This is a genomic window from uncultured Parasphingorhabdus sp. (genome assembly GCF_963975555.1).
Taxonomy (GTDB): domain Bacteria; phylum Pseudomonadota; class Alphaproteobacteria; order Sphingomonadales; family Sphingomonadaceae; genus Parasphingorhabdus.
This window is the reverse complement of record NZ_CAXBHH010000001.1, coordinates 1,053,108-1,072,585: the sequence shown is the minus strand read 5'-3', so window position 1 is coordinate 1,072,585 and position 19,478 is coordinate 1,053,108. Positions and strand designations below refer to the sequence as shown.

Genomic DNA, 19,478 nt, shown 5'->3' with positions numbered 1-19,478 from the left:
TCGTCTGATTAAACTTCTATCGCTTCCAGTGCGGAACGCAAGGGGGATGGCAGAGAAACCGGTCGTCTTGTGGCGCGATCGACATAGACATGGGTGAAGCTGCCGGCCGCCGAAGCGACGTCCTCATCACCGCGAAACAGGCCGACACCATAAGTGACGCTACTGTTGCCCAGCCGCTCGACGCGAATCCGTGCCATGACATCGTCCGGAAAGGCAATTGGCGCGAAATAGTCGCAGCTGGTGTTGACCACCAGACCGATGGTCTCGCCGCCGGTGATATCAAGCGCGCCCTGCTCCACTAGATAGCGGTTTACCGCGGTGTCGAACCAGAAATAATAGATCGCATTATTCACATGACCATATGGATCATTGTCGTTCCAGCGGGTGGTGATCAAGCTGCCGGTGCGATAGTCGCTCCTTACCGGTGGTTCAGCCCTCGGGCTTTTACCAGGCGGCATCATAGATCCTTTGCGCGTCGGCCAATGTCACTTCCTTGGGATTATTGACCAGCAGCCGGACCTGCAACATCGCCGCTTCAGCCAGTTCGGTCGTCGCGTCCTTTGCGATACCGATGTCGCGCAATTTGCGCGGTGCCTTTACCTTGACCGCCAAGCCTTCAAGAAAGTCGATCAATTGCTGTGCCCGGGCTTCGCCGCTGTTCTCGCTGCCACGCGGGATGTTCAGGGCATCGGCGAGCTCGGCATAAAGCGGCGCGGCGGCCTCGAGATTGAACTGCATAACATAAGGCATGACCAGCGCGTTGGAGAGGCCGTGCGGAATATGATAAATGCCGCCGAGCGGATAGGCGAGCGCGTGGATCGCGCCGACGGGACTATTGGCGAAAGCCTGCCCCGCGAGCATCGAGCCGCGCAGCATCGCTTCGCGCGCCTGCATGTTTTTCCCGTCGAAGCAGGCTGTTTCGATATTGGCGGTGAGCAGCTTCAAGGCCTCGATCGCGAACATATCGGAGACAGGATTCTTGCCATTGCGGCTGGTGTAGGATTCAATCGCATGGACCATCGCATCGATTCCGGTCGCGGCGGTCACATTGGCGGGAAGGCCGAGAGTCAACGCCGGATCGAGCAAGGCGACATCGGCAACTAGATGCGGCGAGATGATACCGGCCTTGGTGGTTTCGCCGGTGGTCAAGATCGAAATGGCAGTAACTTCCGATCCGGTACCGGAGGTGGTCGGGATCAAAATGGTCGGCAGGCCTTTGCGTTCCAGCAAACCGATGCCGTAAATATCCGCAAGCGGCTGGGCCCCGTCGACCGCAAGAGCAGCAACCACCTTTGCGGTATCAAGCGAACTGCCGCCGCCCAGCCCGACAACGATATCAACGTCCGCTGATTTAGCGGCTTCGATGGCCTGCAACACGATCTTTTCTGGCGGATCGGCAATAACGGAGTCAAATATTTCGACCTCGAGGCCGGCTGCACGCAAGGTCTGTTCAACCGGTGCGATCAGGCCCGCGTCGACAATGCCCTTGTCGGTGACAATCATCGGTCTGGATGCACGCAAGGCAGCGATTTGTCCCGGCAGTTCAGCGAGGCAGCCTTCGCCAAAGTGGAGCACGGGGACGGTCTGGAATATATAGTTTTTCATAGCCTTGGTCTTTCGCACCTATGGTTCTGCCGCGCAATAAAAAGGGGCCGGAAATTCCAGCCCCTGATTGCTTGGTGACCAAAAGCCACCGGATTTAAATCACTTCTAGAATTTACCGCGAAGCGTCAGGCCATACATGCGCGGTTCCTGAACAAAGGCCGAGCGTGATGCTGCAGCGCCCGATCCACGAAGTACGGTGTTGAATGTCACACCGCGTGTTGCTTCGTTGGTCAGATTGGTAACCCACGCTTCGATACCCCATGCATCATTGATATCACCGATACCGGCGCGCATGTTGATCTTGATATTGCCGTCCTGCACATCAAACGGAGCCAATGGCGCCGCATCGACAGCAGCCTGAACGCTGCCCGCTGTTGCGATATCCGTCGCACTCGGGACGACAATTGCCTGAGTGGAAGTCCGGCGATCGCTTTCCATGCGAACCTGACCATTCACGAAGAACTTCATGCTGCTACCCAGATCGCGATCATAGGTTGCGCCCATGATACCGACCCATTTCGGAGCATTGGTCAACGAATTGCCACAGAGCGACAATACGTTGGCTGACGTTTGCGTCCCGGCACAATCACCCGGATAGCGCGCGTCTGTATAAGTCAGGCCACCGTTGATGGTGAAATGCTTGCTCGGACGGGCCAGCATTTCCAGTTCGACACCGGTGGATTTCGCCATCGGGACGTTGAACGTGGTAAACTGGGCACCGGTGAATTCCAGCACCTGGAAGTTGCTGAATTCTTCGTGGAAACCGGCAATATTCACCGTCAACGCATTGTCGAGGAACTTGCCCTTGAAACCGACTTCATAGGCATCGACTTCTTCCGAAAGGAAGCTCGGATCGCTGCCACCGACGGCGGCTGTGGAGTCGAGATTGAAGCCGCCCGATTTATACCCGTGCGTAAAGCTGGCATATACCGTGATCGGAGAAGCAAATTCATAGCTTACCTTACCGGTGTAAATCAGCTCTTTATCGCTAAATGTACCGGCAAACGAACGCGGAAGCGGGACAGCGATTGCCTGAGGCAGATCTGCTGGCGCTGTGAACGCGAAACAGCCGGTTCCGAACAGGCCGTTAGCCAGGGCAGAACCGCCCGCCAATGGCGGAGCCGGCGCAGCGCCAACAGGCGTAACACCCAACAGGTTGCTCAGGATTGCAGGGCAGAGCGCATTGGTCACCGAAGGCTGGGTAAAGCCACCGTCCTTGCTTTCATCCGAATAACGCAGACCGACCGTGAATTTCAGTCCCTCTGCCACTTCCAATGTATTGTGGGTAAAGATCGACCAGCTTTTGCTGCTTTGCGTATAGGCATTTGTTGCCCGTACGGTTGCAGCATCGACACCGCCAGAGAAGAGCGCAAGCGGGGCCGGACCGGCAGCACCACCAAATAAAGCACCAACCAGCGCATCATAATCTTCGCCGAGGCCAAAATTGACGACCTGACTAATGTCTTCATCGGAATAATATCCGCCGACCAGCCAGCTAAGCGCACCATCAAGAGCATCGCCCTGTACCCGCAGTTCGTGCGTCATCGTGTCAATGGATGTACCGCCGCCAGGTAGAATGTTGAAGACGTCCAGACCGGAAAAGTCCGAATCATAAGACTCTGTTGCACGGAACTCGCGATAGGAGCCGATGTAGACCAGATCAGCAGATTCACCGACGGGCACTTCTACCTCAGCGGTTACGCCCCACTGGTCATTGCTGTTCGTCGACTGATAGCTTTGTGTCGCGATGCGATTGTCGACCGCGCGCTGCATCGTTGTCGTGTCAAACGGGTTTACCGCAACATCCGGCGCAGCCATGCCGCCCCGGGCACCAAGACCGACCAGACCGAAAAATCCGGCTGTTTCGACAGGAGACTGATATAATTCTACCGCTGCACAGCAACTGGCAGTGCTTTTGGAATAATCAGCAATCAGACGTCCGCTGATACCACCTTCGGTTTCGAAACCGAGCTGGCCGCGGATCAGATATTGATCGGTATTGTTGGATTCACCGTTTGTCGCTCCGGTGGAGTCGACGCTGGTGATATAACCGTCACGCTTGCGGTAAGCACCGGTAACGCGAAGCGCCAACGTATCTTCAATGAGCGGGGCGTTGATCGCGCCCTGAATGCTCATATGGTCAAAATTGCCATAGGTCGCGTTCACAAAACCGCCAAAATCATTGAGGTCCGGACGTTTATTGGTGATGTTCAAGGCACCCGCAGACGTATTCCGGCCGAACAAAGTGCCCTGCGGTCCGCGCAGAATTTCGACGCGTTCCACGTCAACAAATTCACCAAGCGCAACGCCGGGGCGCGATTGATAGACACCGTCAACAAAAATACCGACAGCCGATTCAAAACCGATGTTGTTGGAAGTGGTACCGACGCCGCGAATACGAAGCACAACCGTTCCGGACGCTGTTTGCGCGTTGGAAGTCGAGAAGCTTGGCGATACGCTGCCGATATTCTGTACGTTCACCACGCCCTGCTGCTCGAGCTGAACAGAGCTGACGGCGGTCACGGCGATAGGAATGTCCTGAACGTCCTGTGCGCGGCGGGTTGCCGTCACGATGATCACATCATCATCGAATGTTTCCACTTCCTGCGCGGTGTCCTGCGCAAAAGCGGGGGTGGTCATAGCGGTGGTGCAAAGCGCCGCCATGAGAAGTCTATTGAAGCTTTTCATTTATACTCTCCCGTTGGACTAGCTGTCGTCATCGCCATTTTCCTGGGGGGCTGGCTTGTTTTTACGAAAACTGTCCCTGCAGTCGTCCTTTAACGAAACAATTAAATCAAGAGCCCCACACAGAAACGAACTGGAATAAATCCTAGCGTTGTAAAAATGTGACACAGGCCTGTGACTGGCAGGCCACATTTGAAAAGTTCGCAAAGGATATTGAGCAAGGCGCGCTGCAATCGGGAATATAACGGATCAGGGGTGATAGAATTTCCGGGATCACGTCGTCGGCGCGAGTGATTCAAGCGGCCACAAAAAAAGGGGGTCGGAAAATCCGCCCCCCTCAAAATCCGGCAAGATGACCTCAGGTCACCGCCGATAGTCCTTCGTTAGAACTTGCCGCGAAGCGTCAGTCCGTAGCTGCGAGGCTCCTGAACGAAAGCCGAACGCGAACCGGAACGCAACACCGTGTTGAACGTCACGCCACGGGTCACTTCATTGGTCAGGTTGGTCACGAACGCTTCGATGCCCCAAACATCATCCTGGCTACCGATACCGGCCCGCAGGTTGATCTTGATATTACCATCCTGCTGATCGAACGGAACCGGGATCATTGCTGCCAGATTGGCAGGATCCACGGCCTGCGTTGAAGTGCGTTGATCGCCTTCCAGCCGCACTTGTGCATTCAGGAAGTATTTCAGGTTGGTACCAATATCATTGGTATAGGTAGCGCCCATAATACCAACGATATCCGGTGCATTGGTCAGCGAATTTCCGCAAAGCGCAAGAACGTTCAACGAGGTTTGCGTACCGGCACAATCATCCGGATAGTTTGCATCGATGATCGTCATGGCAGCGTTGACGGTGAAATGCTCGCTCGGACGGATTGTCGTTTCGATTTCGACACCCTGTGTTTCCGCTTTTGGAACATTGAAGGTCTGGAACTGGGCACCGGTAAATTCCAGTACCTGGAAGTTCGAGAATTCCTCGCGGAATGCCGCCAGGTTCAACGTAATCGCATTATCCAGGAATTTGGCTTTCACACCAATTTCATAGGCGTCGACTTCTTCGGACAGGAAGCGCGGATCGGCACCGCCAGCCGCAGCGGTCGAATCGAGGTTGAAACCACCCGATTTATAACCGTGGGTAAAGCTGGCATAGACATTGATCGGATCGGCAAAAGCATAAGCCACTTTACCGGTATAGATCAGTTCCTTGTCGCTGAACTTGCTGTTGAAGGTGCGCGGCGTCGGCAATGCTGCTGCATATGCCGCGTCAGCCGGTGCGGTAAAGGCGAAACAACCCAGACCGAAAAACGCATTTTGCAGAGCGGCGGGTAGGCCGCTCAAAGCACCACCGGGAGAAAGTTGGCCAACAATCGCCGGGCAGACCGGGTTGTTGTTTGCTCCGCTGGTATAGCTGCCGTCTTTGCTCTCATCCGAATAGCGCAGACCCAATGTCAGCTCCAGTCCGTCAGCGACTTCCAGCGTATTATGCGTGAAGATCGACCAGCTTTTGCTGTTTTGCGAATATTGATTGTTATTGGTGACGACGTCAGGATTAAAGCCGGTGAGATTCTGAAGCGGAGTGGCACCGAAGAAAATCGGGCTCGCCGGGTTGAGGCTCGCCCCACCGGTTGCACCGCCGAGGATGGCTCCAACGAGCTGATCATAGTCTGCACCGAGCGCAAAAGACACATTCTGGGAAATATCTTCCGTGGAATAATAGCCGCCAACGAGCCAGTTCAGAGCGCCGCCAAGAGCTTCACCCTGGATACGCAATTCGTGGGTCATGGTTTCGATCGAAGTACGGTTATCGGTGACATTGAAGACATCGAGCGCCGAAAAATCGGAGTCATAGGCTTCAGCTGCATCATATTCGCGATAAGAACCGATATAGATCAGGTCCGCACTATCCCCGAGAGGCACTTCGATTTCGCCGGTGATGCCCCATTGGTCAAAGCGTGTCTGCGGCGCGAAATTGGCAGTTGCAATGCGATTGCTTGCTGCGGCTTCGGCGCTGGTCGTATCGGTAGAACTGACCGCAACAACCGGCGCTGCCATGCCGCCGCGGGCACCCAGGCCAACGGCTGCAAACAGGCCAGCGGTTTCGATCGGAGATTGCAGAACTTCAACCGCGGCACAGCAACCGGCCGTGCTCTTGGAATAATCGGCGATCAGACGTCCGCTAATGCCGCCCTCGGTTTCGAAGCCGAGCTGTCCGCGTACGAGATATTGGTCAATACCGTTCGATTCACCAATTTCGGTGCCGCTACCGTCGACCACAGTCACATAGCCATCACGTTCCCGATAAGCACCGGTCACGCGCAGAGCCAGCGTGTCTTCAACGATAGGCACGTTCACTGCGCCCTGGATGCTCATCAAGTCACGATTGCCATAAGTGGCATTGGCGAAGCCGCCAAAATCGTTCAGGTCAGGCCGAACATTCGTAATGTTCAAGGCGCCGGCAGAGGTATTGCGACCGAAGAGCGTGCCCTGTGGGCCACGCAACACTTCGACGCGTTCAACGTCGACAAATTCGGAAAGCGCAACACCCGGGCGGGATTGATAGGCACCATCGACAAAGATTCCGACAGCCGATTCAAAACCGATATTGTTTGATGTCGTGCCGACACCGCGAATTCGCAAAACCACCGAACCCGACGCCAGCTGGGCGTTCGAGGCGGAGAAGCTGGAAGACACATTTGTGATCTGGCCAACGCTGACAACGCCCTGACGTTCGAGCTGGACCGGGCTAACTGCGGTCACGGCGAGAGGAATAGCCTGCACGTCCTGTGCACGGCGGGTTGCGGTCACGATAATGACATTATCGTCAAAAACTTCTGTTTCCTGGGCTTCGTCTTGAGCGAAAGCGGGGGTGGTCATGGCGGAGGTGCAAAGCGCTGCCATGAGGAATTTATTGAAGGTTTTCATATATCTACTCCCATTGAACTGACTGTTGTGATTGCCGTTTACCGAGGGGGATGGCTATTTCACGACAGCTGTGGACGCGCCAGTCGTTTAATTGAGCCATTAAATCAAGCGGAGACAGGCGGAAGCTGGCCGATTTCGCACCCAACGTTGCAAAAAAGATACATATATCCGTGGCCGACGGGTCACAGTTGCAAATTTCGCAATGAATATCGCGAGGCGCAAACGGGGAGATGATGAATGCCAGCCCGCTTTCGGGGATACGCATCCTGGCCGCGAGCGGTTTGAGCGGTCCAAAAGAAGGGGCCAGACAACCCGGCCCCTCATGATCCGTTGTTATGACATCAACTTAACGCCAATAGTGCGGCGCTAGAATTTGCCGCGCAGAGTCAGACCGTAGCTGCGCGGATCCTGCACGAAGACCGATTGCGAACCGGACCGCAAGATTGTCGCGAAGGTCACGCCGCGAGTCACCTCGTTGGTCAAATTGGTCACGAAAGCCTCGATACCCCAGGCTTCGTCCTGGCTGCCGATGCCCGCACGCAGGTTGATCTTGATATTGCTGTCCTGCACAACAAACGGAAGCGCGGTCAAGTTGATGGGATCGACGGCCTGGGTCGAAGTGCGGCGATCGCCTTCGAACCGGACTTGCCCGTTGAGGAAATATGCCAGGTTCATCCCTATGTCATTGGTATAGGTGGCGCCGGCAATGCCGACAAAGTCCGGAGCATTGGTCAGCGAATTGCCACACAGGGCGAGCACATTGACCGTGGTCTGCGTCCCGGCACAATCACCCGGATAATAAGCATCGGTGTAGGTCAGCGCGGCATTGACCGTGAAATGATCGCTCGGCCGAAGCATCGTTTCGATTTCAAGCCCCTGGGTTACCGCTTTGGCAACATTGAAGGTACGGAATTGCACGCCGGTATATTCGACAATCTGGAAGTTCGAGAATTGCTCACGGAAGACCGCCAGATTCAGCGTCACGGCATTGTCGAGAAACTTGGCCTTCAAACCTATTTCATAAGAATCCACTTCTTCGGAAAGGAAGCGCGGATCAGTGCCACCGACAGCCGCCGTCGAATCGAGATTGAAGCCGCCCGACTTGTAGCCATGGGTGAAACTGGCATAGATGTTGACCGGATCGGCAAAGGCATATGCCACTTTACCAGTGTAGATCAGTTCCGAATCGCCGAACGTGCTGTTGAAGCTGCGCGGGGTTGGCAAAAGCGCCGCATAGGGCGCATCCGCCGGAGCGGTGAAGGCAAAGCAGCCCAGTCCGAAAAACGCATTTTGCAGAGCGGCGGGCAAGCCACTCAAACCGCCGCCGGGTGATATCGCTCCGACAATAGCCGGACAGACCGCATTATTGGTACCGCCGCTGGCGAAGCTGCCGTCCTTGCTTTCGTCCGAATAGCGCAGCCCTACGGTCAGTTCGAGACCGTCGGTCACTTCCAGAACATTGTGGGTGAAGACGGACCAGCTTTTGCTGTTCTGCGCATATTGGTTGATGTTGCTGACTGTCGCCGGATTTACGCCAGTGATATTCTGCAATGGCGTTGTTCCGAAGAAAATCGGGCTGAGCGGGTTGAGGCTGGCACCGCCGGTGGCTCCGGCGAGAATGGCTCCAACAAGCTGGTCATAATCTGCACCCAGTGCAAAAGACAATTGCTGACTTATATCTTCCTCGGAATAATAACCGCCGACGAGCCATTTCAGAGCGCCGCCGAACAAGTCGCCCTGGACGCGCAATTCGTGAGTCATGGTTTCGATGGACGTGCGGTTGTCGGTGACGTTGAACACGTCGAGCGCGGAGAAGTCATTATCATAGGCTTCCGTCGCATCATATTCGCGATAGGAGCCGATGTAGATCAGGTTGGTGCTGTCGCCCAGTGGAACTTCCACCTCGCCGGTGATGCCCCACTGGTCAAAGCGCGTCTGCGGGGCGAAGTTGGCGGTTGCAATCCGGTTATCCGCGGCGATTTCTGCAGTGGTCGTGTCAAACGGATTAAGCGCGACAACGGGACCGGCCATGCCCCCACGGGCACCCAGTCCGACGGCTGCCAGCAGGCCGGAGGTCTCGAGCGGCGATTGCAGGACTTCTACCGCTGCGCAGCAGCCAGCGGTACTTTTGGAATGGTCGGCGATCAGCCGCCCTCTTATGCCTCCGTCGGTTTCGAAGCCGAGCTGACCCCGAACAAGATACTGGTCGGTGCCGTTGGAATCACCAATCTTGGTGCCGGTACCATCGACTACGGTCACATAGCCGTCACGCTCCCGATAGGCACCTGTCACACGCAGGGCCAGCTTGTCTTCGACGATTGGCACGTTCACCGCGCCTTGCACACCCATCAGATCGCGATTGCCGTAAGTGGCATTGGCGAAACCGCCAAATTCACTCAGGTTCGGGCGCTTGTTGGTAATGTTCAGAGCGCCAGCGGAAGTATTCCGTCCAAAGAGCGTACCCTGCGGGCCGCGGAGAATTTCAACGCGTTCAACATCGACAAATTCCGAAAGCGCCACACCGGGACGGGATTGATAGGCGCCATCAATAAAAATACCGACGGCCGATTCAAAACCGATATTGTTGGACGTCGTACCGACACCGCGAATCCGCAGCACCACCGAACCGGATGCCAGTTGGGCATTGGATACCGAGAAGCTGGATGACACATTGGTGATCTGACTAACGCTCACAACGCCCTGACGTTCGAGCTGGACCGGGCCGACTGCGGTAACAGCGAGGGGAATATCCTGCACGTCCTGCGCACGGCGGGTCGCGGTAACGATGATAACATTGTCGTCGAACGATTCAGCTTCCTGAGCGCTATCCTGCGCGAAGGCCGGACTTGTTATGGCAGTGGTGCAGAGCGCAACCGCGAGCATTCTACCAATATTGTTCACAAAAAATTCTCCAGTTTGGGGGTACCGTCATTTCGGCCTGTTTGCGTCGAGTGAAAGCGAGGCATGACACCGTTAAGGCAAATAGGTTACCAGACCTTTACCCTTAACATTCAAGCAACCATGACGCGCCGCCGCTTGGGTGACCAGCTCGTCCGGCTGCAGAATTGTCAGCGTGACCTTGCTTCAGGACAGATGGCATTTTCCAATGTCGATTAACGCATAACCACAAAATATGACGCTCAAGATGACCTGCTTTGGGCGCATGAAGCGACTGCCGGCACAATCCTTGCTGCCGAAATCACTCTTGGCGTCCCCCGCCATCGCCGCTAGGGGGGAGGCATAACATTAGATCAAGGACAACCGATGCCCCAACTCATCCTGCTTCGCCACGGCCAGTCGCTCTGGAATCTTGAAAACCGCTTTACCGGTTGGTGGGATGTCGATGTTACCGAAAAGGGCATCGAGGAAGCCAAGGCAGCCGGGCAACTGATGAAGGAACGGGGCATCGACCCGAACATCTGCTTCACCAGCGTCCAGACGCGGGCGATCAAGACACTCAATCTAGCGCTCGAGGAAATGGGTCGCCTGTGGCTGCCGGTCGAGAAAAACTATCGCCTTAACGAACGCCATTACGGCGGCCTGACCGGCCTCAACAAGCAGGAAACCCGCGACAAGCACGGCGACGAACAGGTCCATATCTGGCGGCGCAGCTTTGATACACCGCCACCACCCATGGCGTCGGACAGCCCCTATCAAATGTCCAACGACCCACGCTACAAGGGTATCGAAGTTCCGGCGACCGAAAGCCTGAAAGACACGATTGCGCGGGTATTGCCTTATTGGAAGAGCCGGATCGCTCCGGAATTGCAAAATGGCAGAAAGGTTCTGATCTCGGCCCATGGCAACAGCCTGCGCGCTCTGGTCAAGCATCTGTCCAAGATTCCGGACGACGAAATTACCAGCCTGGAAATCCCGACCGGTCAACCGATTGTCTATGAACTGGACGACGATCTGAACGAAATCGAACGCTATTATCTGGCGGACCGATAGACAGCGTTGACTATGCCGGCTTGTCTTTCGCCCGGTACATCGCGGCGTCGGCGCGGGACATAAGGCCTTCGACCGTATCTTTCGGGCCGACGAAACAATAGCCGATGGTTGCACCAAAAGGTAAGGGCTGGCCGGCATAGGTGCAGTTTGTTTTGCCAAATTGGTCGATGAGAAACGCTATTTTTTTCTCGACCTCATCGGCATCCAGATTGTCGAGCAAAAGACCGAATTCATCCCCGCCGATGCGCGCTGCCACGTCCGACGCGCGGATGTGCAGCCGCAATATCTCAGCCAGACGCGCCAGCACGATATCCCCCGCCCCATGTCCATGACTATCATTGATCTTTTTCAGATTATCGACATCAAGAAATAATACAGCACAATTATCACCATATCGCTGGCATCGTCCGACCCGGCTTTCAAGGCTCTGAACAAAAAACCGCCGGTTTGACAGTCCGGTCAATACGTCATGATAAGCATGCTGTTCCATTTCCGCGAGCTCATCCTTTAGGGCGCCTATTTCACGCTGAAGGACAACGCAACTTCCACAATCCTCTTCATTGCTTGAACTGTTCTGCTGCATATCATCCTCCATTCTTGTTCTTTTGCGCGCCTATATTTTTATCTAGTTGATAAAACAAGATAATTATTCTTTTCAAGTGTAAACAATTGTGAATTTTCGGCTGGAGAACCGAGCATCAAACAGCCAGATAGCAATTTGTCGCCGCGAAATTTCAAACCACAAATAAGTGGCATTGCGTCTGCGCGATTTCATGACTAAACCGCATTGCTTCCGTAGCATTTGTCAGGGACAAAAATGGTCGAAGCACCTCCTCCGGTTGGAATCATCATGGGCAGCCAGTCCGACTGGGCGACGATGAAACTCGCGAGCGACATTCTGCACCAGCTCGAGATACCCCATGAACATAAAATCGTGTCGGCGCACAGGACGCCCGGCAGGCTTTATGATTATGCGACATCCGCGGTGGATCGCGGATTGAAAGTGATCATCGCCGGCGCTGGCGGCGCGGCACATTTGCCCGGCATGGTGGCCTCGATGACTCGCCTGCCCGTACTGGGCGTGCCAATCCAGTCGAAGGCGCTGAGCGGCATGGACAGCCTGCTTTCGATCGCACAAATGCCTGCGGGCATCCCGGTTGGTACATTGGCGATCGGCGACGCCGGCGCGAAAAACGCGGCACTTCTGGCAGCAGCCATTCTTGCCAACGAAGACCCTGCCCTGGCCGAACGACTGGATGCCTGGCGCGCTGCGCAGACGGCATCCGTCGCCGACCAACCCGAATAAAGAGAGCCCATGCAGACACTTCCCCCAGGATCAACCATCGGCATATTGGGCGGCGGCCAGCTTGGCCGGATGCTGAGCGTTGCCGCGGCACAGCTGGGCTATCGCTGCCATATCTATGCGCCCAACGCCGACAGCGTGGCCGCCGAAGTGTCGGCAGAATTCACATGCGCGGAGGATGATGATATCGCCTCGCTGACCGGCTTTGCCGAGAGCTGCGACGTGATCACATTCGAATTTGAAAATGTTCCGGTCGATCCGCTGCACCGAATCGCATCCTCCGCGCCGTTGCATCCGCCGATTGCCGCGCTGGACATTGCACAGAACCGCATCGCCGAGAAAGTTTTTGCCCGCGACCATGGCGGGACCACGGCGCCATTTGCCGAAGTCACCGACCGGGCGACCCTCGACAAGGCAATTGCCGAGGTAGGCGCGCCGGCAATTCTCAAGACCATCCGTATGGGCTATGACGGCAAGGGCCAGTCGCGGATCCGTCCGGGCGACGATCTCGACCAGCATTGGGAAACCGTGGCGCATCAGCCTTGCGTGGCCGAGGGTTTTGTCACCTTCGACCATGAATTTTCGGTGATATTGGTGCGTGGGCAGGATGGCGAGGTCCGTTTCTGGAACACGCCGCACAATATCCATGAAGACGGTATATTGGCGCTCTCCGTCGCGCCCGCCCCTGCCGCGATATTGGAACAGCAGGACGACGCCCGCGTGCTCGCCGCGAAAATGGCCGAGGCGATGGACTATGTCGGCGTGCTCACGTGCGAATTTTTTGCCACCAAGGACGGACCCGTTTTCAATGAGATGGCCCCGCGGGTCCACAACAGCGGCCACTGGACGATCGAGGGTGCCATCACCAGCCAGTTTGAAAATCATATCAGGGCTATCTGCGGACTGCCGCTCGGAGACACCAGCCTTGCCGCGAAAAAAGTCGAGATGCACAATCTGATCGGTGCGCAGGCGGACGACTGGCAGGCCCTGCTATCCGATGGCGCAAACCACCTCCATCTCTATGGCAAGGGCGCGAGCCGGCCGGGGCGGAAAATGGGTCATGTCACCAAATTGCATTTCTAATTTGCAGTCTGCCGGAACTGCGCTAGGCGTCGCTCATGAACCATCCTGAAATCATCCTCTTCCTTGCCCGCGCCGACAATGGCGTGATCGGCGACGGCGACACCATTCCGTGGCGCCTGCCAGAGGACCAGAGACGGTTCAAAACAATGACTATGGGCAAGCCGATGATCATGGGCCGCAAGACCTTTGACAGCCTGCCCGGCATGTTGCCCGGACGGCGTCATATCGTACTCACCAGAGACAAGGATTGGGAAGCCGATGATGCGGAGACTGCGGAAAGCATCGAAAGCGCCCTGAAAATAGCCAATTCTCCGCATATCGCGGTGATCGGCGGAGCCGAAATCTACAAGGCCTTTCTCGACCGCGCGCACCGGATTGAACTGACCGAAGTGCATCTCAAGCCCAAGGGCGATATCAAGATGCCGGCCTTTGATGAAAGCATCTGGGAAGAGACGATGCGCGAGGATCATGAGCCGAAAAATGACAAGCCCGGTTACAGCTTCGTCACTCTGAAAAGGAAAATCGGATGAGGAAATTCCTGCTGGCGCTTTTGGGCCTCGGCGGGATCGCCCTCGCCGCCTTCCTGATTTTCGCGCCGGCATGGTTCGACAAGCAAACCAATATGGTCGACGGCAAGCCGCTACCGGAAATCAGAGCCGAGGCGCAGAAGCTGCATGACAGCCTCATGATCGTCGATCTGCATGGCGACACCCTGTTGTGGAAGCGCAAGATTACCGACAGCAGCGACTATGGTCATATCGATCTCGAACGGCTGGAAGCAGGCAATGTCGGGCTGCAGATTTTCTCCAGCGTGACCAAGACCCCCAAGGGCCAGAATTACGACAGCAACAGCGGCGATACCGACAATATCACCCTGCTCGCGATTACCCAGCTGCAACCGGTGCGAACATGGTTTTCCTTGCTCGAGCGTCAGCTTTATCACGCTCAGAAACTGGACAAGGCGGTTGCCGTGTCGGGCGGCCGTCTGGCGTCGATCAGCAAGCCCGAGCATTTTGACCGGCTCGACAAATCCATTGGCGTGCTGTTTTCCGCCGAGGGTCTGCAGACGCTGGAAGGCGATCGCGCCAATCTGAAGAAACTCTACGCCTCGGGCATGCGCATGGCGGGGATGGTGCATTTTTTCGACAATGAGCTGGCCGGATCGATGCACGGAATTGAAAAAGGCGGCCTGACCGATTTCGGACGGACGATCATCCGCGACATGGAGTCGATGGGGATGATCGTCGATATTGCCCATAGCAGCCACGCCACCGTTGCCGACATATTGAAAATGGCGAGGCGGCCAGTGGTCTCCAGCCATGGTGGCGTGCAAGCGGTGTGCGGAGTCAATCGCAACCTGACTGATATGGAAATCAAAGGTGTGGCCGCGACCGGTGGCGTCGTTGGTCTTGGTTACTGGGACGGCGCAATGTGCGACACCGACCCGGCGACTGTGGCCAAGGCGGTCAAGCATGTCCGCGATCTGGTCGGGATAGAATATGTTGCGCTGGGCAGCGATTTTGACGGTGCAGTAACCACGCGCTTTGACACGAGCGGGATCGTTCAGATCACCCAGGCGTTGATGGATGCCGGTTTCACCGAAGCGGAAATCCGCGCGGTGATGGGGCTGAATGCCTTGCGGGTGATCAAGGCGGGACTGGTGCCTTTGTCGCAAAGCGTTGCTCCAGCGAAGACCGATAGCGATGCCCGCACTTCCGTGGCGGGTTAGGTGCCAGCCGAAGCTGGCATAACGAATTTGTTGAATGAAACGCAAAATCCCGCAATAGCGATTCGATGATCAGACTGAACGGAAAAGAGCGGATTGAAGGCGACCTGCGCGGCGCGATTATCGCGCTGGGCAATTTTGACGGATTCCATTTCGGACATCAGGCGGTCGCCGGCAAGGCACTGAGCTGGGCCCGGGACGAAGGCCGTCCGGCGATTATCGCGACGTTCGATCCGCATCCGGTGCGTTTCTTCAAACCCGGCCTGCCCCCCTTTCGCCTGACATCGCTGGCCCAGCGCCAGCGACTGTTCGCCGATGCCGGAGCCAGCGCGATGCTGGTGTTCGAATTTGACGCCGGGCTGGCCGGAACGACGGCAGAGGATTTTGTCGCCAAGCTGCTGGTCGAACGTTTTGGCGCGGCCGGCGTGGTCACCGGCGCGGATTTCACTTTCGGCAAAGGCGCAAAAGGCAATATCGATGTGCTGCGCGAAGTCGGAGCGGCGCACGGACTGAAAAACGAAGCGGTCAGCGCGATCAGCGACAGCGATGATGTCATCTCCTCCAGCCGCATCCGCGCGGCGCTGAAAGAGGGCCATTGCGAGGAAGCGAACCGGCTCCTCACCCGTCCTTTCGCGATCCGGGGCGAGGTCATTCACGGCGACAAGAACGGCCGGATATTGGGCTATCCCACCGCCAATATCGATATCGGCGAATATCTGCGCCCGAAATATGGCATCTATGCCGTGAAGGGCCTGTTGCCGGATGGCCGGGTGCTCAAGGGCGCGGCTAATCTCGGTATTCGCCCGAGCTTCGATCCGCCGAAAGAATTGCTCGAGCCTTTTTTCTTTGATTTCAGCGAAGACCTCTACGGCCAGACGATCGAGATCGAACTGCACCATTTCCTGCGCGGCGAGCGGAAGTTCGATGATCTCGATGCGCTGAAAGTGCAGATGGAGAAAGATTGCGACAAGGCGCGCGAATTGCTGGCTTGAGGATTACAGCATTAAGGTGATTTTGCCCGCCGTTCGTGGTGAGCCTGTCGAACCACCTCTCACCTCTACAGCAGCCGGCGCGCTGCGCTCGCTCTGCGGGTCGACAGGCTCGGGACAAATGGTTGGGTCACCGGTGTAAAACCATGCTTGCACAGACCCGCAACCTCCCCTAATCCCCGCGATCATGACCGATCCCAAAGCAGATTATAAAGACACGGTTTTCCTGCCGAAAACCGATTTCCCCATGAAAGCCGGCCTTGCGCAAAAGGAACCGGCGATTTTGGAGCGCTGGCAAAAGATTGGTCTCTATGAAAAGCTGCGCGAAGCCCGCGCCGGTCGCGAGAAATTCATCCTTCACGATGGTCCGCCTTATGCCAATGGCAATATCCATATCGGCCACAGCCTCAACAAGACGCTGAAGGATCTGGTCGTCCGCTCGCAGAGCCTGCTCGGCAAGGACGCGCCTTATGTGCCCGGCTGGGATTGTCATGGCCTGCCGATCGAGTGGAAGATCGAGGAACAATATCGCAAGAAAAAGCTGAACAAGGACGAGGTTCCGGCCAGCGAATTCCGCGCCGAATGCCGGACCTATGCCGACCAATGGGTTGGTGTGCAGCGCGAGGAGTTCAAGCGGCTCGGCGTGATGGGACAATGGGACAAGCCCTATCTGACGATGGACTATGACGCCGAAGCGGCGATTGTCACCGAATTGCTGAAATTCGCCGAAGCGGGCCAGCTTTATCGCGGCGCCAAGCCGGTGATGTGGTCGCCGGTGGAGAAGACTGCTTTGGCCGAGGCCGAGGTGGAATATGAGGATATTGTCTCGACGCAGATTGATGTGGCGTTCGAGATTGTTGACGCGCCGAATGCGCCGGAACTGGTTGGCGCGCATGCGGTGATCTGGACGACGACGCCGTGGACGATACCGGTTAATCAGGCGCTCGCTTATGGGGCTAAGCTTACTTATGATGTTGTAGAATTTGAAGGCAAAAACTACCTTCTGGCAAATGGCTGCCAAGCGAAATCAATGGAAAGATGGGGCTACGACCCTGAATCTGGCGCAGGGAAATTAGTATCTTCAATTAGCGGTGACAAACTAGCCGGAGCCACTGCAAAACACCCGATGGCCGACAAATTCCCGGACAGCGAATTCTACACCAAGCCGCGCCCGTTCCTCGATGGTTCGCATTTTGTCACCACCGATGCCGGTACCGGGCTGGTCCATATGTCGCCTGACCATGGCGAGGATGATTTCGATCTGTGCAAGGCCAATGGCATCAATCCGGTGTTCGCGGTCGATGCCGATGGCGTCTATCGCGACGACTGGGAATGGCTGCCGCGTGGCGACGAACGCGCTGGCGGGGTGATCAACAAGAATTTCAACGGCCCGCAGGGCCCGATCTGTTCGGACCTGCGCGACGCGGGTGCGTTGTTGTCGGCCAGCGCCGATTTCAAGCACAGCTATCCGCACAGCTGGCGCTCGAAAGCCAAGATTATCTATCGCTGCACGCCGCAATGGTTTGTGCCGATGGATGCGCCGATTGACCGCGACGTGGCGCGTTGCGCTGATGAAGCGGCCATTCGCGCGGCTCAGGGCGATGGCGAGAGCCTCCGCGACATCGCGCTCGACGAAATCCGCGAGCATGTGCGCTTCGTGCCGGAACGTGGCCGTCGCCGTCTGGAATCGATGGTCGAGGGCCGGCCTGACTGGGTGCTGTCGCGCCAGCGCGCCTGGGGTGTGCCGATTGCGCTTTATGTGAACCGCAAGAGCGGCGACTATCTCAACGATCCAGCGGTCAACGCGCGGATCATCGCGGCGTTCAAGGCTGGCGGTGCCGATGCCTGGTTCAACGCCGACCATCAGGATTTCCTCGGCAACGACCATCTGCTCGATGAGTATGAAGTGATCACCGATATTCTCGACGTCTGGTTCGACAGCGGCTGCACCCACGCCTTTGTGCTGGAAAGCGGCAAATGGCCCGACCTGCTCCGCTCCGATGGCAAGCGTCCGGCGGACCTCTATCTCGAAGGCAGCGACCAGCATCGCGGCTGGTTCCAGTCGAGCCTGCTCGAAAGCTGCGGCACGCGCGGCCACGCGCCTTATGAAGCCGTGCTGACCCACGGGATGACGCTCGACAAAACCGGCAAGAAAATGTCGAAGTCGCTCGGCAACACGCTTGATCCGAAGAAGATCATCGACGTTCAGGGCGCGGATATCCTGCGGCTGTGGGCGGCGAGCGTCGATTATACCGAGGATCACCGGATCGGTGACGAAATCCTGAAAGGGATTTCGGACAGCTACCGCAAATTGCGCAACACCTTCCGCTATATGCTCGGCGGACTTGGCGACTTTTCCGATGCCGAGCGCGTCGCGGTGTCCGATATGCCGGAGCTGGAACGCTATATCCTGCACCGGCTGGCCGAGGTCGATGCGGAGCTGAAACAGCACGTCAACGACTTCGCTTTTGGTCCTTATATGCGGACATTGAACGCATTCGCGCAGGAAGACCTCAGCGCCTTCTTCTTCGATATCCGCAAGGATTGCCTCTATTGCGATGCGCCGGATGATCCGAAGCGCATGGCCTATCGGACGGTGATGGATATCTTGTTCCACGCCCTCACCCGCTATATCGCGCCGGTGCTGGTGTTTACCGCAGAAGAAATCTGGCAGAGCCGTTTTCCCGATGAAGCGGACAGTATCCATCTCAAGGAATGGCCTGATTTTAAGGCGCTCACTACAGGTCATCCCAGCGAAGGCTGGGACCCAAATCAATCGACGAGCGGTTTGGACCCCAGCCTTCGCTGGGGCGACAGTGAGGTTCAAAAGTGGGACCTCGTCCGCGATGCGCGCGAAAAAGTCACCGAAGCCATCGAACCGCTGCGGCGGGAGAAGACCATCCGGTCGAGCCTCGAGGCCGAAGTTGCCTATCCGATGACCGATTTGCCGATCAGCACGGCAGAATTTGCCGAACTGGCGATTGTCGCGAAGGTCACCGATGGCGCGGAAATCGCTGTCACCAAAACGGATAACCACAAATGCGGCCGCTGCTGGCGACTGCTTCCCGAAGTGGACGAAGACGGCATGCTTTGTGACCGATGCACGGAGGTGTTGGCGTGAACCGCTCTCCGTTCGTCTCGAGCGTAGTCGAGAGACGCTTTACGCAATATCCATGTGTCTCGACTTCGCTCGACACGAACGGGGGCTG

Annotated in this window: 13 protein-coding genes; 7 read left to right on the top strand and 6 right to left on the bottom strand. The window is 56.7% G+C overall.

Annotated elements, in window-relative coordinates; translation table 11 throughout:
- Positions 1-8: 8 nt before the first annotated feature.
- The 5 genes from AAC060_RS05330 to AAC060_RS05310 all read right to left on the bottom strand — a co-directional run bounded on the left by AAC060_RS05330 (position 9) and on the right by AAC060_RS05310 (position 10,118).
- Positions 9-461 (bottom strand): thioesterase family protein, encoded by a 453-nt coding sequence (locus AAC060_RS05330; protein ID WP_339823688.1) that lies wholly within the window; start codon positions 459-461, stop codon positions 9-11.
- The gene (locus tag AAC060_RS05325; RefSeq protein ID WP_339823685.1) at positions 445-1,605 is read right to left on the bottom strand and encodes an iron-containing alcohol dehydrogenase; all 1,161 of its coding nucleotides are present in this window, start codon (positions 1,603-1,605) and stop codon (positions 445-447) included. The genes AAC060_RS05330 and AAC060_RS05325 overlap by 17 nt, the downstream gene beginning before the upstream one ends.
- A 105-nt stretch (positions 1,606-1,710) precedes the next feature.
- Positions 1,711-4,293: a TonB-dependent receptor gene (locus AAC060_RS05320; RefSeq protein WP_339823683.1), complete on the bottom strand. Its 2,583-nt coding sequence runs from the start codon at positions 4,291-4,293 to the stop codon at positions 1,711-1,713.
- 380 nt (positions 4,294-4,673) lie between these two features.
- Positions 4,674-7,217: a TonB-dependent receptor gene (locus tag AAC060_RS05315; RefSeq protein WP_339823681.1), complete on the bottom strand. Its 2,544-nt coding sequence runs from the start codon at positions 7,215-7,217 to the stop codon at positions 4,674-4,676.
- A gap of 366 nt (positions 7,218-7,583) precedes the next feature.
- The gene (locus AAC060_RS05310) at positions 7,584-10,118 is read right to left on the bottom strand and encodes a TonB-dependent receptor (protein WP_339823679.1); all 2,535 of its coding nucleotides are present in this window, start codon (positions 10,116-10,118) and stop codon (positions 7,584-7,586) included.
- Positions 10,119-10,481: 363 nt separating this feature from the next.
- Here AAC060_RS05310 and gpmA point away from each other — a divergent pair, with 363 nt between their 5' ends.
- The gene (gpmA, locus tag AAC060_RS05305) at positions 10,482-11,168 is read left to right on the top strand and encodes a 2,3-diphosphoglycerate-dependent phosphoglycerate mutase (RefSeq protein WP_339823677.1); all 687 of its coding nucleotides are present in this window, start codon (positions 10,482-10,484) and stop codon (positions 11,166-11,168) included.
- Between the two features lie 10 nt (positions 11,169-11,178).
- Here gpmA and AAC060_RS05300 read toward each other — a convergent pair whose 3' ends face one another.
- Positions 11,179-11,658 (bottom strand): GGDEF domain-containing protein, encoded by a 480-nt coding sequence (locus AAC060_RS05300; RefSeq protein WP_339823675.1) that lies wholly within the window; start codon positions 11,656-11,658, stop codon positions 11,179-11,181.
- 327 nt (positions 11,659-11,985) lie between these two features.
- Between AAC060_RS05300 and purE the strand changes: the two genes are divergently transcribed.
- The 6 genes from purE (at position 11,986) to ileS (ending at position 19,390) form a co-directional block, all read left to right on the top strand.
- Positions 11,986-12,474: a 5-(carboxyamino)imidazole ribonucleotide mutase gene (gene purE / locus AAC060_RS05295; protein WP_339823672.1), complete on the top strand. Its 489-nt coding sequence runs from the start codon at positions 11,986-11,988 to the stop codon at positions 12,472-12,474.
- A 9-nt stretch (positions 12,475-12,483) separates the two neighbouring features.
- Entirely contained in the window at positions 12,484-13,554 is a 1,071-nt protein-coding gene (locus tag AAC060_RS05290; protein WP_339823669.1) for a 5-(carboxyamino)imidazole ribonucleotide synthase, read from the top strand.
- 35 nt (positions 13,555-13,589) lie between these two features.
- Positions 13,590-14,084: a dihydrofolate reductase gene (locus tag AAC060_RS05285; protein ID WP_339823667.1), complete on the top strand. Its 495-nt coding sequence runs from the start codon at positions 13,590-13,592 to the stop codon at positions 14,082-14,084.
- Entirely contained in the window at positions 14,081-15,283 is a 1,203-nt protein-coding gene (locus AAC060_RS05280; RefSeq protein ID WP_339823664.1) for a dipeptidase, read from the top strand. The genes AAC060_RS05285 and AAC060_RS05280 overlap by 4 nt, the downstream gene beginning before the upstream one ends.
- 65 nt (positions 15,284-15,348) lie before the next feature.
- Positions 15,349-16,272 carry a bifunctional riboflavin kinase/FAD synthetase gene (locus tag AAC060_RS05275; RefSeq protein WP_339823661.1) on the top strand — a complete coding sequence of 308 codons (924 nt, stop codon included), beginning with the start codon at positions 15,349-15,351 and terminating at the stop codon, positions 16,270-16,272.
- A 184-nt stretch (positions 16,273-16,456) separates the two neighbouring features.
- Positions 16,457-19,390 carry an isoleucine--tRNA ligase gene (ileS, locus tag AAC060_RS05270; protein ID WP_339823659.1) on the top strand — a complete coding sequence of 978 codons (2,934 nt, stop codon included), beginning with the start codon at positions 16,457-16,459 and terminating at the stop codon, positions 19,388-19,390.
- Positions 19,391-19,478 lie beyond the last annotated feature (88 nt).

What these genes read in the sequence shown, in the direction of transcription:
- AAC060_RS05330 (WP_339823688.1), bottom strand. Translation starts at nt 461, where the DNA reads ATGATGCCGCCTGGTAAAAGCCCGAGGGCTGAACCACCGGTAAGGAGC.
- AAC060_RS05325 (WP_339823685.1), bottom strand. Translation starts at nt 1,605, where the DNA reads ATGAAAAACTATATATTCCAGACCGTCCCCGTGCTCCACTTTGGCGAA.
- AAC060_RS05320 (WP_339823683.1), bottom strand. Translation starts at nt 4,293, where the DNA reads ATGAAAAGCTTCAATAGACTTCTCATGGCGGCGCTTTGCACCACCGCT.
- AAC060_RS05315 (WP_339823681.1), bottom strand. Translation starts at nt 7,217, where the DNA reads ATGAAAACCTTCAATAAATTCCTCATGGCAGCGCTTTGCACCTCCGCC.
- gpmA (WP_339823677.1), top strand. Translation starts at nt 10,482, where the DNA reads ATGCCCCAACTCATCCTGCTTCGCCACGGCCAGTCGCTCTGGAATCTT.
- AAC060_RS05300 (WP_339823675.1), bottom strand. Translation starts at nt 11,658, where the DNA reads ATGGAACAGCATGCTTATCATGACGTATTGACCGGACTGTCAAACCGG.
- purE (WP_339823672.1), top strand. Translation starts at nt 11,986, where the DNA reads ATGGTCGAAGCACCTCCTCCGGTTGGAATCATCATGGGCAGCCAGTCC.
- AAC060_RS05290 (WP_339823669.1), top strand. Translation starts at nt 12,484, where the DNA reads ATGCAGACACTTCCCCCAGGATCAACCATCGGCATATTGGGCGGCGGC.
- AAC060_RS05285 (WP_339823667.1), top strand. Translation starts at nt 13,590, where the DNA reads ATGAACCATCCTGAAATCATCCTCTTCCTTGCCCGCGCCGACAATGGC.
- AAC060_RS05280 (WP_339823664.1), top strand. Translation starts at nt 14,081, where the DNA reads ATGAGGAAATTCCTGCTGGCGCTTTTGGGCCTCGGCGGGATCGCCCTC.
- AAC060_RS05275 (WP_339823661.1), top strand. Translation starts at nt 15,349, where the DNA reads ATGATCAGACTGAACGGAAAAGAGCGGATTGAAGGCGACCTGCGCGGC.
- ileS (WP_339823659.1), top strand. Translation starts at nt 16,457, where the DNA reads ATGACCGATCCCAAAGCAGATTATAAAGACACGGTTTTCCTGCCGAAA.